The organism is Pseudomonas fluorescens (genome assembly GCF_000967965.1).
In the GTDB taxonomy this organism is placed as follows: domain Bacteria; phylum Pseudomonadota; class Gammaproteobacteria; order Pseudomonadales; family Pseudomonadaceae; genus Aquipseudomonas; species Aquipseudomonas grandcourensis.
The window spans coordinates 37531-52780 of sequence record NZ_LACC01000048.1; the positions used below are offsets into that span (position 1 = coordinate 37531).

Below are 15250 nucleotides of genomic sequence, written 5' to 3' on the forward strand. Positions count from 1 at the left end.
CATTGTGACTTTGCGCGAGCATTGCGTAGGACTTCGGACTATTATCTGTACGAAGGGGCTACAGAACTTTGGCCGCTCGGCACTACCCTGAAGGGGGCACCATGAAAGAGAAAATCCAAAACTGGCTGCATGACCTGGGCGTGGCTCTCGGTTTGATCGAACCGCCTCTGCAACCCGTGCCTGTTCGTACTGATGACGAACAACGTCGGCGCCAGCAGCGACGCCGGTAATGGCAGATATCATCTGACAGGTGAAAGGTTTCCCGTGGCGAGGGAGCAAGCTCCCTTGCCGCTTCGTGTACGTTTGATCACCAGCCTTAGTACCGCCCGATCTCCAGCAAAAACCGGCTCAAATCATTCGCCGTCCTGGCGGTCTTGAGCATCCGGTCTTCCTCTACCGTAAACGCCGTGACACCCAGTTCATCTTCCAGATGGAAGATCAGCTCTTCGATATCTTTTTTATCCAATCCCAACTGCGCCAGGCTGGCGTTGTCGTCGAAGTCATCCCGGCCTTCCAGCAGGCGGCTGATGTAGCGATGTACGACAGCACGAAGGGCAGCTTCTTTCATGATCGTTCTTCGAGGAAGTGGGTGTAGTTCTTCCTGCCGGTGCAGTTCCTGCCGTTGAGTACAGCAGGCTTTAGGCGTGTGAGCGCTGCCATTCGTCAATCATGCTGCGCAAATGTTCCCCGGAAAAACTGCCGAAATGCCCGCCATGCACCGTGCGGATCGATAGCGCGTGCAAGCGTTGCAGGCTGCGGGCGTAGTCATCGAGGTTGGAGTGGTAGGCGTCTTCGATCAGCGGGCCGTCGTAGATGATGTCGCCGCTGAACAGGGTCTCGGTGGCGGCTTCGTACAGGCAGATGCCACCCGGTGAGTGTCCCGGTGTGTGCACGACCTGCAACACCCGATTACCCAGGTCCAGCACATCCCCATCTTCGACAAACCCCGTGGCCGGTGCGGCCTTGACCCGGTATTCGGCGTAGCACAGCGGGCAATCGGGGTGCGCCTCGAACATGTCGTCGCCGACGAAGGCTTTGCTCAGGTCGTTGTCGCCATCGGGGGCGGCGAGAATGTCCGCCTCGGCCGGGTGCACCAGCCGTTCAGCGAATTCGTGATGACCGGCGATGTGATCGAAATGGCAGTGGCTGGCCACGGCCACCAGCGGCCGTTCGGTGATCCACGGCAGTTGTTCGCGCAGGCTGACCAGTCCCGAGCCGCTATCCAGCAGCAGGTCTTTGTTACGGCCCTGGATGTGCCAGAGGTTGCAGCGGTAGAAGGGGCGGATGTACGGCTCGTGAATCAAGCGGATGCCGTCGCTGAGATGTTTGACTTCGAACCAATGATCGCGGCTGACGATCTTCATGAGCAGTTTTCTCCAGACGAAAAAAACGAGTGCGGCAACCGACGCCACACTCGTCGAAGAAAGCATCAAGTCGTTATGTTCAGCTTAGGCCGCGCTGGCCACAGTCACCGGGCGACGGGACAGCAGGCTGACTGCAACAAAGCTCACCAGGCCTACACCGAGGCTGTAGTAGATCGGGGTATTGGCATCCAGACCATCCTTGAACATGAACAGCAGGGCAGTGGCGAAGCCCATGCCCATGCTGGCGATGGCGCCGGCGGTGGTGGCACGTTTCCAGAAGATCGCACCGATCAGCGGGATCAGCATGCCGCCTACCAGCAGGTTGTACGCCAGGGTCAGGGCGCTGATCACGTCGTTCACGACCAGAGCGATACCCAGCACCACAATACCGGTCAGCATGGTGACCAGGCGGTTCAGGCCCAGGCTCGACTGTTTACCGCCGCGCAGTTTCGGCAGCAGGTCTTCGGTCAGGGTGGTGGCAGCGGCCAGCAGGCCAGCGCTGGCGGTGGACATCATGGCGGCCAGTGCAGCAGCAATCACCAGACCACGGATACCGTCCGGCAGCGACAGTTTGACGATGGCGGCGAAGGCGTTGTTGACGTTATCCAGATCCGGGATCAGCACGTGAGCGGCCATGCCGATCAGGGCGCAGGCCAGACCATAAACGATGCAGTAGATACCGGCAGCAGTACCGGCAACCTGAGCCACTTTAGCGGTCTTGACGGTGAACACCCGTTGCCAGATGTCCTGACCGATCAGGATCCCGAAGAAGTAGATCATGAAGTAGGTGATGATGGTGTCCCAACCGATGGTGGTGAAGCTGAAGGCGGTTGCCGGCAGTTTCAATACCAACTCATCCCAGCCGCCAACGCGGTACAGGCAGATCGGCAACAGGATGAACATCAGGCCGACTGTCTTGATCACGAACTGGACGATGTCGGTCAGGGTCAGGGACCACATGCCACCGATTGCCGAGTAGATCACCACGACGCCACCGCCGAGCAGAACGGACACCCAGAATGGCAGGCCGAACAGCACTTGCAATACGGTGCCGATCGCCAGGATCGAAACCACGCCGATCATCAGCGCGTAGGCCAGCATGATCACCGCGCTCGCGGAGCGGGCCATCGGGTTGTAGCGTTTTTCCAGGACCTGGGTAACGGTGTAGATCTTCAGTTTCAGCAGCGGTTTGGCGAGGAACAGGTTCAGCGCCACGATCCCGCAACCCAGGGCCGCACATAGCCAGAAACCGGAGATGCCATGCACGTAGCCCAGACGCACGGTGCCCACGGTGGACGCGCCGCCCAGGACGGTGGCAGCCATGGTGCCCATGTACAGGCTTGGGCCGAGGTTGCGACCGGCGACCAAAAAGTCTTCGTTGGTCTTGGCCTTGCGCATGCCGTAGTAGCCGAGTATCAGCATCGCGGCGGCGTAGATGAGTACGACGAATAAATCCAAAGCCATTGTTGCGTGTCTCCGATTGTCTTTTTTATGTGAGGCTGAAAATCAATCCCTGTGGGAACATCAATTCCTGTGGGAGCGTGGCTTGCCCGCGAAGGGAGCGCCGCGGTCCACCAGGCAGACCGCGTTATCGTTCATCGCGGGCAAGCCACGCTCCCGCAGGTAATGTGTTGACCACAGGTAATGCGTTGAATCAGGCGGCTTGACGCATCGCCGGTTTAGCGAGCGAATCCGTGCTCTGGCTGCGTGAATCGTTCGGACCGAACACTGCGCTCGACTCCGGGAACAGGCTCAGCAGCGCCAGGTACACCAGCGAGGCCAGGCCCAGGGTCACCGGCAAGCTGATGTCGATACCACCGGCCATTTCGCCCAGTGGCCCGACAAACTGACCCGGCAGGTTCACGAAGCACAGGCCGACGGCCGCGCTCGGGATCCAGGCACCCAGGCCACGCCAGTTCCAGCCGTGGGTGAACCAGTAGCGGCCACCTTTCTCGCCGCGGGTGAACACTTGCAGGTCATCCGGGCAGTAGAAGCCGCGACGCACCAGCAGGCCGATGATCATGATCACCATCCACGGGGTGGTGCAGGTGATGATCAGCACGGCGAAGGTCGACACGCTCTGCACCAGGTTGGCCGCGAAGCGCCCGATGAAGATGAAGGCAATCGACATCACACCGATCAGCAGCGTGGCCTTGACCCGCGACAGCACCCGAGGGAACACGCTGGACATGTCCAGGCCGGTGCCATAGAGCGAGGTGGTGCCGGTGGACATGCCACCAATCACCGCGATCAGGCACACCGGCAGGAAGAACCAGCTCGGCGATACCGCCAGCAGACCACCGACATAGTTGTTGGCCGCGATGTAGTCCGGTGCCTTGATCGCCACGATGGTCGCGGTGGCCAGGCCGAACAGGAACGGGATGAACGTCGCGATCTGCGAAATCACCACCGCCGCCATGATGCGGCGCTTGGAGGTGTCACGCGGAATGTAGCGCGACCAGTCGCCGAGGAACGCACCGAAGGAAATCGGGTTGCTCATCGCCACCAGCGCAGCGCCAATGAACGCGGCCCAGAAACCGGGTTGCCCCATGTTGACGGTGCCGGCGTAGTTCGCATCGAAGGGACCGGCGAAGGCGAAGATGCCCAGCAGGAACAGCAGGCTGGCACTCCACACCGCGATCTTGTTGACCCACAGCAGGAAGCGAAATCCATAGATACATACGGTCAGTACCAGGATCGCGAACAGACCGTAGGCCAGGCCCAGGGTCAGGTCGGTTTCCGGCAGGCCGATCAGGCGTTTGGCGCCTCCGATCAGCGCATCCCCCGAACTCCACACCGAGAGCGAGAAGAAGGCGATGGCGGTCAACAGCGACAGGAACGAACCGACGATCCGCCCGTGCACGCCGAAGTGCGCCCCGGAAGATACGGCGTTGTTGGTGCCATTGATCGGGCCGAACAGGCCCATTGGCGCGAGGATCAGCGAACCCAGCAATACGCCCAGCACAATCGCCCAGACGCCCGCCTGGAAAGACAGGCCGAACAGTACCGGGAAGCTGCCGAGGACGGCGGTTGCAAAGGTGTTGGAACCCCCGAAGATCATCCGGAACAAGTCCGTCGGGCCTGCGGTGCGTTCGCTGTCCGGGAGCTGTTCGACCCCGTAGGTTTCAATTTGCGTAAGGCTTTGGTCGTTGTTGTTGTTATTCATGATCAGCTCCGATCATAAAGGCGCGCTCATCGTGCGTGAGCGTCACCTGTGTTGGCTAAGGGGTTGGCAGCCCTTCCGGCATCGCGGACAAATGTTCGTGGCAGGCCAGCCATAGGCCTTGTTGTTCTTGGCCAGACGCTTGTTTCTTGAAAACAATCGTCTCGCGCTCCTGGCTGAAGTGTTGCTCCCCTTGCATGCGCAACTCGGTGGCTACGTCATGGATGAAAATCGCCACGTCACCCTGCAGGCTGACGAAAGCGTTGCTTGAGGTGCACGAGAGCACCTCGAAGCCATCCTCAGAGCGCCAGCCGTCCCACATCGCCTGATAGGCGTCGCGCGACAGCAGGGGCTGTTCGAGGGTGTAGAAGACGAAGCTGGCATTGGCGCTGAACGCGCCGAAGTAGGCTTCGCGATCGTTACGGGCAAAAGCGGACACCAGATCGGCGGCGGCTTTGAGCACCTGATCACGTTCGTTCATGACCAATCCTCAGCGGTGGACTACGCCAGGCAGTACGCAGAGCATTTCGTACAGCAGGTTGGCGGCCAGCAGCGAGGTGTTGCCGGAGGTGTCGTAAGCGGGCGAGACTTCTACCAGATCGCAACCGACCAGGTCGAGGCCTTGGCAGCCACGAACGATCTCGATTGCCTGAATGGTCGTCAGACCGCCGATTTCCGGGGTACCGGTACCCGGTGCCCAGGCAGGGTCGATGCCGTCGATGTCGAAGCTGAGGTAAACAGGACCGCCGCCGACTTTTTCGCGGACTTCAGCCATCAAAGGCTCCAGCGATTTGTGCCAGCACTCTTCAGCCTGAACCACACGGAAGCCCTGGTTGCGGCTCCAGTTGAAGTCGTCAGCGGTGTAGCCTTGGGCACGCAGACCGATCTGCACGACACGGTCCGGATCCAGCAGGCCTTCTTCAACGGCGCGACGGAAGGTGGTGCCGTGGGCGATCTTCTCGCCGAACATGTGATCGTTCACATCGGCATGGGCGTCGATGTGTACCAGGCCGACCTTGCCGTGCTTTTTATGGATGGCACGCAGGATCGGCAGGGTGATGGTGTGGTCGCCGCCCAGAGTCAGGGGGATCACATCGTGTTCGAGGATGTTGTCGTAGGATTCTTCGATGATCCGTACGGCATCCAGCAGGTTGAACGTGTTGATCGCGATATCGCCGATGTCAGCAACCGACAGCGAGTCAAACGGGGCAGCACCGGTGGCCATGTTGTACGGGCGGATCATCACCGACTCGGCGCGGATTTCGCGAGGCCCGAAACGGGTGCCGGGGCGCAGCGATGTACCGATGTCCAGTGGCACGCCTACGAAGGCAGCGTCCAGGCCGGCAGCGGTATTCAAATGGGGGAGTCGCATCATGGTGGCGATGCCGCCGAAGCGCGGCATTTCGTTGCCGCCCAGTGGTTGGTGAAGAATCTTGTCCACGGGTAGGGCCTCATCGTCGTTGTTTTATTTATGTCGGTTGCGCCATTCACGGGAGTACGGGCGAACCTTGTGGCGCCGATTCTGCGAAATGTAGTGGCCGGGAAGAATCGCTACGGGCAAATACTTAGTTCAGATTTTTCTAAACTAATGGCTGGGACAGCGATAGACTTCACGCCATACGCTAAGCCCGATGCCAGGAGCAAACCTTGTGGGAGCGAGCTTGCTCGCGATGGCGGCGGGGCAGTCAACATTGATGTCGATTGTCATGCCCTCATCGCGAGCAAGCTCGCTCCCACAAGGTTCTTTATCGACTGGAGCACTGCGCGTCACCTCGTTATCGGAGCCCGACATGGCCAACGCTTTACCCGACCTGAAACTATTGCGCATCTTCGTCAGCGTGGTGCGCCATCAGGGGTTCGCCAACGCCCAGCAGGAGCTCAATCTCTCGACGTCGGCCATCAGCACCTACATGAGCCAGCTCGAAGCAGCCCTCGGCCTGGTGCTGTGCCATCGCGGCCGTGGTGGTTTCAGCCTGACCAGCAAGGGCGAGCTGTTCCATCAGGAAACCCTGCGCCTGTTGGGCGAACTCGAAGGTTTCGAGCAGTACGCCGCCGCCCTCAAGGGCGAGTTGCGCGGTACCTTGAACCTCGGGGTGATCGACTCCACCGTCAGTGACAAGGCCCTGCCGTTCGCAGAGGCTATCGGCGCCTACAGCCAGGAACACCCGGCGGTGCACTTGCACCTGTCGGTGATGAGCCCTTACGAATTGCAACTCGGGGTGCAGGACAACCGTCTCGACCTGGCCATCGGCGCGTTTTCCACGCGCATGAGCGGTCTGGTGTACATGCCGCTGTACCGTGAACAACACTGGTTGTATTGCAGCACGCGGCATCCGCTGTTCAACGAGCGGCGCATTCCGGAACAAGTCATCACCCAGCAGCGCATGGTCGGTCGTGGCTACTGGAGCCAGGCCGAACTGGCGCGTCACGGCTTCAAGCACAGCGCCGCGACGGTAGAAAGTATGGAGGCCCAGTTGATTCTGGTGCTGTCCGGCGCCTACATCGGCTACCTGCCGGAGCACTACGCCCAGGCCTGGGCCGACAAGGGTGACTTGCGGGTGTTGCTGCCGGCGACCTTTGGTTATCAGGCGCCGTTCTCGATGATCGTGCGCCGGGGCCGTAGCCGCGAGCCGCTGATCCAGACGTTCCGCGATTTGCTTAAAGCCCAACTGAATCAGGCCTGAGAAGATGTCCAGAATCCAATGCCCGCGCTGCCTGCGCCCGCAAAGCCACTGTCTGTGCCCGTTGATCCCGAGCCTCGACAGCCGCACCCGGGTGTTGCTGCTGCAGCATCCGAGCGAAGTGAACCATGCGCTGAATACGGCGCGATTGGCGGCGTTGGGCTTGAACAATGCCGAGTTGATCGTGGGCGAGGTGTTCGAGGATTTGCCGACGTTGTTGAGCCGGCCGGGGTATCAGGCGCGCTTGTTGTTTCCCGGCGAGGAGGCACAGCCGATGCAGGCTTATGCCGCGACAGACGAACCCTTGTTGTTGGTGGTCCCGGACGGCACCTGGCGCAAAGCGCGCAAGATGCTGCACCTCAACCCGCTGCTGGCGGCGTTGCCCAGGGCGACGCTGGCCGCAGGCGGTGTGTCTCGTTATCGCCTGCGCAAGGCGCCGGGGCCGGGGGCGTTGTCGACGGTGGAGGCGATTGTGCAGGCGCTGGAAACCCTCGAAGCGCCGGCGACGTTTGCGCCGTTGTTGAAGCCGTTTGAAGCGTTGATCGAGGGGCAGATTGCGGCGATGGGGGAGGAGGTTTATCAGCTTAACCATGGGCCGAAATAGTCGGTGCCTGTCATGGCCCCATCGCGAGCAAGCTCGCTCCCACAGGTTCAGTGGCGTGCGCAGAACTTGAGTTCGACGCGGACATTGTGGGAGCGAGCTTGCTCGCGATGACGGCAGCAAGATCACAACAGACTTTGAGGAGGGCCTACCTTTCCCGCATCGCCTCGGTCCGCGCTTTCAACACCGGTTTAAGCAAGTAATCCAGCACCGTTTTCTCCCCGGTAATAATGTCCACCGTCGCCACCATCCCCGGGATGATCAGCAGTGGTTTGACGTCCCCGCCCAAATGGTTTTTGTCAGTACGCACCTGAATCAGATAGAAGCTGTTGCCCTTGTCGTCGGTGATGGTGTCGGCCCCGATCAACTCCAGTTTGGCGCTCAGGCCGCCGTAAATGGTGTAGTCGTAGGCACTGAACTTGACCATGGCTTTCTGACCCGGATGCAGGAATGCAACGTCCTGCGGGCGGACCTTGGCTTCGATCAGCAGGTTGTCTTCCAGCGGCACGATTTCCACCATGTCACTGCCGGGCTGGACCACGCCGCCGATGGTGTTGACCTTCAACACCTTGATGATGCCGTGTACCGGCGAGACGACGGTGGTGCGGGTGACACGGTCGTCGATAGCAATGCTTGAGGCTGTGATTTTCGACAGGTCGGTGCGTTTCTCGTTCAGCTCTTTGGCGGCTTCCGAGCGGAAGGTTTGCTCCGACTCGTCGATCTTGCTTTTGATCTCGTTGATCGCCGATTCCGCCCGGGGAATCGCCAGGGTGGTGGCGTTCAGCGAGCCGCGAATCTCCACCGCGCTGCGTTTGAGCCGCAGGATTTCCACCGGTGACACCGCACCCGTGCCCACCAACGGTGTGGACATGTTCATCTCTTGTTGCAGCAGCGCCAGGCTGGAACTGAACTGCCCCTGTTTTGAGCGGAACTCTGCAAGTTCCTGGGTTTTTTGCCGAAGTTGCTCGCTCAGGGTGCGCTGCTCGCTGGCCAGTCGACGTTGCCGCTGGTCGTACAGCGAGCGCTCGTCTTCGGCCACTTGCGGGGCCTTGGCGATCACTTCTTCTGACAGCTTGAACGGCCGGCCCTCGGCCTCGGCCGAAAGCCGTTCGACCTGCGCGGTCAAGGCATAGCGATCGGCTTCGCTTTCGCCCTTGTTCGACAGGTAGCGGGTGTCATCCAGGCGCAGCAAGGTGTCGCCCTTGTTCACCATTTGTCCTTCACGGACGAAAATTTCAGTGACGATGCCGCCCTCCAGGTTCTGGATCACCTGGACCTTGCTCGAGGGAATCGCCTTGCCTTCGCCCATGGTCACTTCCTGCAACACGGCGAATTTGGCCCAGACCAGCGCACTGACCACCAGCCCGGCGGCCAGCCACACGGTGATTCGCGACCAGCGCGGTGAGTCCTGCAAGGAGGCGCCGGCGGTTTCCGGCATGAACTCGGTTTCGGCACTTTTGTTGAAACTGTCGAAGTAGCCACGGGATCCTTGATCGGCAGACATGGGCTACTCCTAGACGGCCGCAGAGCCGACACGGCCCTTGCGCAGTGCATCGATGACTGCTTCTTTCGGACCGTCGGCGACGACCCGTCCGTTGTCCAGCACCACCAACCGGTCCACCAGGCTCAGCATCGAGGTGCGATGGGTCACCAGCAGGATGGTTTTGCCTTGGACCCAGCCGTGAAGTTTTTGCCGCAGGACGTCTTCGCTGCTGTTGTCCATGGCGCTGGTGGGCTCGTCGAGCAGCATGATGGGCGGGTCGAGCAACATCGCCCGGGCCATCAATACGGCTTGGCGCTGGCCGCCGGACAACAGTTGCCCGCGCTCGCCCACGGGCCGGTCGAAGCCTTGCGGGTGCTGTCGGGCCAGTTCGGTTACGCCGGTCATTTCCGCCACTTCAAGCATGCGTGAGTCACTGATGTAGCGCGCGCCGAGGGTCAGGTTGTCGCGCAGGCTGCCGGCCAAAAGCGGCAGGTCGTGGGCGACGTAACCGATTTGATGGCGCAGGTCGGCGACGTCCAGTTGCCGCAGGTCCAGGCCATCGAGAAGCAATTGGCCTTCATCCGGTTCGTAGAAGCCCATCACCAGTCGCGCCAGGGTACTTTTGCCTGAGCCGCTGCGGCCGATGATGCCGACGCGCTCGCCGGGTTTCACACTGAAGCTGACATTGGCCAGGGCGGGAGAGCTCTGGCCGTTGTAGTGGAAGGTCACGCCGACAACATCCAGCGCGCCTTGCAGTTGGGTGCGCTCCAGCGGCCGTTGCCTGGCGTCGCGCTCCTGGGGCAGGCCCATCAGTGCGTCGGTGCTTTTCATGGTCAGTTGCGCTTGCTGGTAGCGGGTGATCAGGCCGGCGATCTGCCCCAGTGGTGCAAGCACCCGGCTGCCCAGCATGTAGCTGGCCACCAGGGCACCGACGCTGAGGTTGCCGGCGATGATGCTGTAGACCCCGGCGACGATGGTTGCCATGCCGGACAGTTGCTGGATGAACAGCGTGCCGTTGGTGGCGAGGGCCGAGAGGTTGCGCGCGTGGCTGTCGAGGCGGGTGAGGGCGCCGTGGGTGCTTTCCCATTTGTGCTGGCGTTCGCTTTCGGCGCTGCAGGCCTTGAGGGTTTCCAGGCCGCTGAGGGTTTCGATCAGCAGTGCCTGGCGTTCGGCGCCGAGGCTGAGGCTTTTCTGTACGGTATCGCGCAGGCGCACCTGGATCACCATGGCGAAGATGATGGTGATGGGAAACGCCAGAATCGGGATCACCACCAGCCAGCCACCGAGCAGGCCGATCACCAGCAGCATCAGCAAGCAGAAGGGCAAGTCGATCAGGCTGGTGAGGGTCACGGCGGTGAGAAATTCCCGCAGGCCCTGGAAGTCATGAATGCTTTGGGCGAAGCCACCGATGGTCGCCGGTCGCGCTTTCATCGCCATGCCGGTGATGCGCTCGAACAGGGTGGCCGACAGGATCACATCGGTTTTCTTGCCGGCGGTATCGAGCAAGTGCGCGCGCACGACCCGCAGCACCAGTTCGAAAGCGGTGCCGATCAGCAGACCGATCGCCAGCACCCACAAGGTCGAAGTGGCCTGGTTCGGCACCACGCGGTCGTAGGTCTGCATCACGAACAGCGGCACCATCAACCCCAGCAGGTTGATCAGGAAGCTCGCCAGGATCGCATCGCTGTACAGCCATTTCGACAGCTTCAGCGTATCGCGAAACCATGCCTGGACCCGAGGTACCAGCGGCGAGCGCAAGTCTTCGAGTTCGTGGCGTGGCCGGGCAAACAACGCCTGGCCACTGTAGTGTTCGGCCAGCTCCTCGGGGCTGAGCCATTGTTCGCCGCCGTCGGCTTCGCTGGGCAGGATCAGCACCTTGCCGTCCTCGCCATAACGGCGCAGCACGGCCGTGCGGCCGTTGTTGAGCAACAGCAGCACGGGCAGGTTGAGCGCGGAGATGTCTTTGAGGTCGCGGCGCAGCAAGCGCGCCTGCAAACCGGCCCGGGCCGCTGCACGAGGCAGCAGGTCCAGGCTCAGGCGTTGGTGTGCCATTGGCAGCCCGGCACTGAGGCTGGCGCGGCTGACCGCCGCGCCGTGGAGTTTGCAGAGGATCAACAGACCGTCCAGAAGCGGGTCATCGAAGCTCAGGCGCGGATCGACACCAGTGTTGCCGGGTTCCATGCTGGTCAAATTGATTGCTCCCGTTGCTCTACGGCAATTGACAGATATCTGCGTATCACACTGTAGGAGCTGCCGCCGGCTGTGATCTTTTGATCTTGTTTGCTCAAAAGCAAAGTCAAAAGATCGCAGCCGGCGGCAGCTCCTGCACGGGTACTTCGTTATTTCATTTCAGGCAGACGGGCTTCGTTTTTCACTTCGGTCTGGGCGATCGCGTCGGCGGGCAGTACGACCCGTTGCTTGCTCAGCAACTGGCCCATGTTCGCCAGGACACGGTACATCGAGAACTCTTCGGTGTAGCGCACTTCGGTGTAGCGACGGTTGGCGTTGTAGAGCTCGTTTTCACTGTCGAGCAGGTCCAGCAGTGTCCGTTGGCCGAGGCCGAACTGATCCTGATAGGCGATGCGTACGCGCTTGCTGGTGTCGGCGTATTCACGGGCGGTCGGGGTTTGTTTCTTGGCATTGACCATGGCGTTCCAGGCCAGGTGAATGTTCTCGTTGAGCTGGCGCAGGGCATTGTTGCGGATGTCCATGGCCTGGTTGATCTTGTGCGAGTCGGAGGCCAGGCGCGCCTTGTCGCTGCCGCCGCGGAACAGGTTGTAGTTCATCACCACGCCGACCCGCCATTCGTTGTCGTGGCCTTCATCCCCCTGCACGTTGTTGTTCGCGCCCACTGCCGCCTCGCCGTCTAAACGTGGGTAGAACGGCGACTTGGCGACTTCGTACTGGCTTTCGGCTGATTGCACGTCGGCCTGGGCCGATTTCAGGTAAGGGTTGTTTTCCACCATGCTCTGCTGGGCTTCCGGCAGGGAGGCAGGGACTTCGCCGCGAATCGACGGCGGGGCTTCCAGTTCATCGGGCATGCGCCCCACGACGGCATAGAAATTCGACTCGGCATCGGCCAGATCGACTTCGGCAGTGTCGAGGTTGTTTTCCGCCAGTGCCCGGCGAGCGCTGGACTGGTCGGCATCGGCGTTGCTGCCCACGCCGCGCTGGGTGCGCAGTCCGATCTGGTCGTTGACCCGCAAGTGCGCTTGCAGGTTGTTCTTGGCCAGTGTCACCAGTTCGCGGCGCTTGAGGACATCCAGGTAAACCTCGGTGGTGCGCAGGGCCAGATCCTGAGCCGTACCCTGAGCGTAATAGGCGCGCGAGTTGACCACGCCTTTGGTGCGTTCGACTTCATTGGAAGTGTTGAACCCGTCGAAGAGCATTTGCCGCAGGCGCAATTCCGACTGGGTGTAGTTCAAGGTTTCGGTGTTGTGCCCGCCGGGGGTGAGCGCCCGGGTATTGGTGTTATCGCTGTACCCGCGCCCGTAGGCAGCATTCAAATCAACCGATGGATAAAAGCCCCCTTTGGCGACCTTCACGTCCTCATCCGCCGACAGTCGGCTGTCCACACGGGATGCCAGTTCCGGGTGAGTCGCAATGGTGCTCTGGATCGCTTCGGTCAGCGTCATGGCCTGAGCCTGGGATGAGCAGGCCATGGCCAAAAGAACCGCGCTGCAGAGGGGGGTTAATAGGCGCATGTACATCTCCCTGATTCCTGATGGTGCTTATCCGTCGCCAATTATTTGACGACATTTATAGGTAAAGTTGTTTCACATCTTTAACACAAGAGCTAAGAACATTTTGAAGCGTAGCTAAGAAATTTTTTTCATAACGCTTATGCCAAAAAAAACTTATGCGCTCTGCAAAATCCAGCACATTGTTCAACTCGAAAACCCTTGTTTTACGAGCTCTAGGGCGCTCATCGAGGGCTTGAGGAAAGTTCCAATCCACTTATCGACAAAGAGCGGAGAAGTGCTGGAGGGGAGGGACGCGAGCGATCTGGTGGTGACGGTTTTTTGTCACTCGAGTGATTCAAGATCGTTACGCATCGCTCACAGGCAACGTTGTTGCGCACAGGGATCCGATGCCATTGATTGCAGAGGGGTTTTCCCGAAATCGTAAACAGCGCCGTGAGCGACTGGCTGGGCGAGATCGGTGCCGGGGCCACGGCTTACTCAAGTAAACCGGCACCCGGAACACGATCCGCCAGACAACCCGCTCGAGCCATGAGCACGTTCTTCGCACAATCAAGGTGCCGACAGCGGTTGGCAGCGGAGGAAGTGCACATGGCAACGCTCATCGGAATCGTCAGTAAGGTCATCGGTCAGGTGTTCGCAGTTGCGAGCGACGGCACCCGGCGTGCTTTAGTCGAAGGGGACAGGCTGTTCGCTGGCGACCAACTGACCACTGGCGCTGAAGGCGCGGTGGCGGTGCATCTGCAAAATGGCCAGGAACTGACCCTCGGGCGCGACAGCAGCATGCAGATGACACCGCAGTTGCTCGCCAATCAGATTCCCCATGTGGACTCGCCTGAAGCCCTGACGCCGAGCGAAGCGCAACTGACCGATGTCGAACAGCTGCAAAAAGCCATTGCGGCGGGCGACGACCCGACCCAAACCGCTGAAGCCACCGCTGCCGGGCCTGCCACGACTGCCGGTATACCGGGTGGCATCGCGGGCAGCGGCCATAGTTTTGTCCTGCTCGAAGAAGTGGGCGGGCGTGTCGATCCGATCATCGGCTTCCCCACAGCCGGGTTCAATGGCATTCCCGAACTTCCCGAAGAACGCCTGAACGCTAATCCGGACAACGCTGTAGCGGCCGATGCCCCTGTGGTTCCGCCGGTGGTTGTGCAGGTACCGAACAATCCGGTCACCTTCGAAGGCCTGTCGGCGCAGAACGGCGAGCGGACCGTCAATGAAGCCAACCTGGCCGACGGTTCGGCGCGGAACGAAGGCTCGTTGACGCGAAGCGGCACCTTCACCATCAACGCGCCAGACGGGCTGACCAGTCTCAGCATCGGCGCAATCAACTTGATCAGCGGCGGCGTGGCGGCAGGTTTCCCGCAGACGATCACCTCCCCGCTGGGCAGCACGCTGACCGTCACCAGTTACAACCCGGCCACGGGCGTGGTCAGTTACAGCTACACCCTCAACCGTGCCGAATCCCAAGCGAGCGGCGAGGGTACCAACAGTCTTGTCGAACACGTCACCGTGGTGGCCATTGACAGCAATGGCGACAGCACTACCGGTACGCTGGATATCAGCATCATCGACGACGTACCGAAAGCAGTCGATGACAACAATGGCATCGCCTCGGAAACCCTGCTGACCCTCAACGGCAATGTGCTGACCAACGATGTGCAAGGCGCGGACCGGGTGCCGCTCGGTGAAAACAGCGGCCCGATCACCCCCGGCACCTTCACCGGCACCTACGGCACCCTGGTGCTGAATGCCAACGGCACGTACACCTACACGCTGAGCACCAGCGATGCCGACTTCAAAGCCCTGCACGGCGGTGGCGACGGTACCGAAACCTTCACCTACACCCTCACCGATTCGGACGGCGACAGCAGCACCGCGAACCTGGTGCTGCAGATCCACAACAACGATGATCCCGTCACCATCGATGGCCTGAGCGTCACCGGTGGTGAGCTCACCGTCTTCGAGAAAAACCTCAGCGACGGCAGCGCACCGGATGCCACCGCGCTGACCCAGAACGGCACCTTCACCGTCGCCGCCCTCGACGGCGTCACGACCCTGACCGTGGGCGGCATTGCCGTGGTCACTGCTGGCGTGGCGGCGGGTTTTCCGCAATCGATCACCACCCCGTTGGGCAGCACGCTGACCATCACCGGGTTCAACGCGGCGACCGGCGTGGTGAGCTACAGCTACACCCTGAACGATAACGAAGCCCACCCCAATGCCAGCGGCGCCAACACCCTGCCTGAACAGT

General features: G+C 60.9%; 13 protein-coding genes. 4 read left to right on the forward strand and 9 right to left on the reverse strand.

All coding sequences use genetic code 11. The features are described 5' to 3' along the window. Positions 1-101: 101 nt before the first annotated feature. Positions 102-230: a PA1414 family protein gene (locus VC35_RS30135; protein WP_007972508.1), complete on the forward strand. Its 129-nt coding sequence runs from the start codon at positions 102-104 to the stop codon at positions 228-230. An 86-nt stretch (positions 231-316) separates the two neighbouring features. Here VC35_RS30135 and VC35_RS27000 read toward each other — a convergent pair whose 3' ends face one another. The 6 genes from VC35_RS27000 to speB all read right to left on the reverse strand — a co-directional run bounded on the left by VC35_RS27000 (position 317) and on the right by speB (position 5968). Further along, the gene (locus VC35_RS27000) at positions 317-568 is read right to left on the reverse strand and encodes an acyl carrier protein (protein ID WP_046043717.1); all 252 of its coding nucleotides are present in this window, start codon (positions 566-568) and stop codon (positions 317-319) included. Between the two features lie 70 nt (positions 569-638). Continuing rightward, entirely contained in the window at positions 639-1364 is a 726-nt protein-coding gene (locus VC35_RS27005) for an MBL fold metallo-hydrolase (protein WP_046043719.1), read from the reverse strand. Between the two features lie 84 nt (positions 1365-1448). Then, positions 1449-2828 (reverse strand): sodium:solute symporter family protein, encoded by a 1380-nt coding sequence (locus tag VC35_RS27010; protein WP_046043720.1) that lies wholly within the window; start codon positions 2826-2828, stop codon positions 1449-1451. 190 nt (positions 2829-3018) lie between these two features. Beyond that, positions 3019-4530 carry a purine-cytosine permease family protein gene (locus VC35_RS27015; protein ID WP_046043721.1) on the reverse strand — a complete coding sequence of 504 codons (1512 nt, stop codon included), beginning with the start codon at positions 4528-4530 and terminating at the stop codon, positions 3019-3021. 55 nt (positions 4531-4585) lie between these two features. After that, positions 4586-5008, reverse strand: a complete 423-nt coding sequence (locus tag VC35_RS27020) for a YybH family protein (RefSeq protein ID WP_046043723.1) — start codon at positions 5006-5008, stop codon at positions 4586-4588. A 9-nt stretch (positions 5009-5017) separates the two neighbouring features. Next, positions 5018-5968 (reverse strand): agmatinase, encoded by a 951-nt coding sequence (gene speB / locus VC35_RS27025; protein WP_046043724.1) that lies wholly within the window; start codon positions 5966-5968, stop codon positions 5018-5020. A gap of 349 nt (positions 5969-6317) precedes the next feature. Here speB and VC35_RS27030 point away from each other — a divergent pair, with 349 nt between their 5' ends. Next, the gene (locus VC35_RS27030) at positions 6318-7211 is read left to right on the forward strand and encodes a LysR family transcriptional regulator (protein WP_007972518.1); all 894 of its coding nucleotides are present in this window, start codon (positions 6318-6320) and stop codon (positions 7209-7211) included. 4 nt (positions 7212-7215) lie between these two features. Continuing rightward, positions 7216-7812: a tRNA-uridine aminocarboxypropyltransferase gene (locus tag VC35_RS27035; protein WP_046043726.1), complete on the forward strand. Its 597-nt coding sequence runs from the start codon at positions 7216-7218 to the stop codon at positions 7810-7812. A gap of 145 nt (positions 7813-7957) precedes the next feature. Here the strand turns inward: VC35_RS27035 and VC35_RS27040 are convergent, their stop codons facing one another. From VC35_RS27040 to VC35_RS27050, 3 genes are all read right to left on the reverse strand, one after another. Continuing rightward, positions 7958-9313: an HlyD family type I secretion periplasmic adaptor subunit gene (locus VC35_RS27040; protein WP_046043728.1), complete on the reverse strand. Its 1356-nt coding sequence runs from the start codon at positions 9311-9313 to the stop codon at positions 7958-7960. Positions 9314-9322: 9 nt separating this feature from the next. After that, positions 9323-11482 carry a type I secretion system permease/ATPase gene (locus VC35_RS27045; RefSeq protein WP_046043729.1) on the reverse strand — a complete coding sequence of 720 codons (2160 nt, stop codon included), beginning with the start codon at positions 11480-11482 and terminating at the stop codon, positions 9323-9325. A gap of 149 nt (positions 11483-11631) precedes the next feature. Then, positions 11632-12996, reverse strand: a complete 1365-nt coding sequence (locus tag VC35_RS27050; protein WP_046043733.1) for a TolC family outer membrane protein — start codon at positions 12994-12996, stop codon at positions 11632-11634. 588 nt (positions 12997-13584) lie between these two features. On the opposite strand from VC35_RS27050, the gene VC35_RS27055 reads away from it, so the two are divergent. Further along, positions 13585-15250: retention module-containing protein (locus VC35_RS27055; RefSeq protein WP_046043730.1), on the forward strand; the 1666-nt coding region annotated here is incomplete at its 3' end.

Coding starts and splice junctions, on each gene's coding strand:
- VC35_RS30135 (WP_007972508.1), top strand. CDS start 102: ATGAAAGAGAAAATCCAAAACTGGCTGCATGACCTGGGCGTGGCTCTC.
- VC35_RS27000 (WP_046043717.1), bottom strand. CDS start 568: ATGAAAGAAGCTGCCCTTCGTGCTGTCGTACATCGCTACATCAGCCGC.
- VC35_RS27005 (WP_046043719.1), bottom strand. CDS start 1,364: ATGAAGATCGTCAGCCGCGATCATTGGTTCGAAGTCAAACATCTCAGC.
- VC35_RS27010 (WP_046043720.1), bottom strand. CDS start 2,828: ATGGCTTTGGATTTATTCGTCGTACTCATCTACGCCGCCGCGATGCTG.
- VC35_RS27015 (WP_046043721.1), bottom strand. CDS start 4,530: ATGAATAACAACAACAACGACCAAAGCCTTACGCAAATTGAAACCTAC.
- VC35_RS27020 (WP_046043723.1), bottom strand. CDS start 5,008: ATGAACGAACGTGATCAGGTGCTCAAAGCCGCCGCCGATCTGGTGTCC.
- VC35_RS27030 (WP_007972518.1), top strand. CDS start 6,318: ATGGCCAACGCTTTACCCGACCTGAAACTATTGCGCATCTTCGTCAGC.
- VC35_RS27035 (WP_046043726.1), top strand. CDS start 7,216: ATGTCCAGAATCCAATGCCCGCGCTGCCTGCGCCCGCAAAGCCACTGT.
- VC35_RS27040 (WP_046043728.1), bottom strand. CDS start 9,313: ATGTCTGCCGATCAAGGATCCCGTGGCTACTTCGACAGTTTCAACAAA.
- VC35_RS27050 (WP_046043733.1), bottom strand. CDS start 12,996: ATGCGCCTATTAACCCCCCTCTGCAGCGCGGTTCTTTTGGCCATGGCC.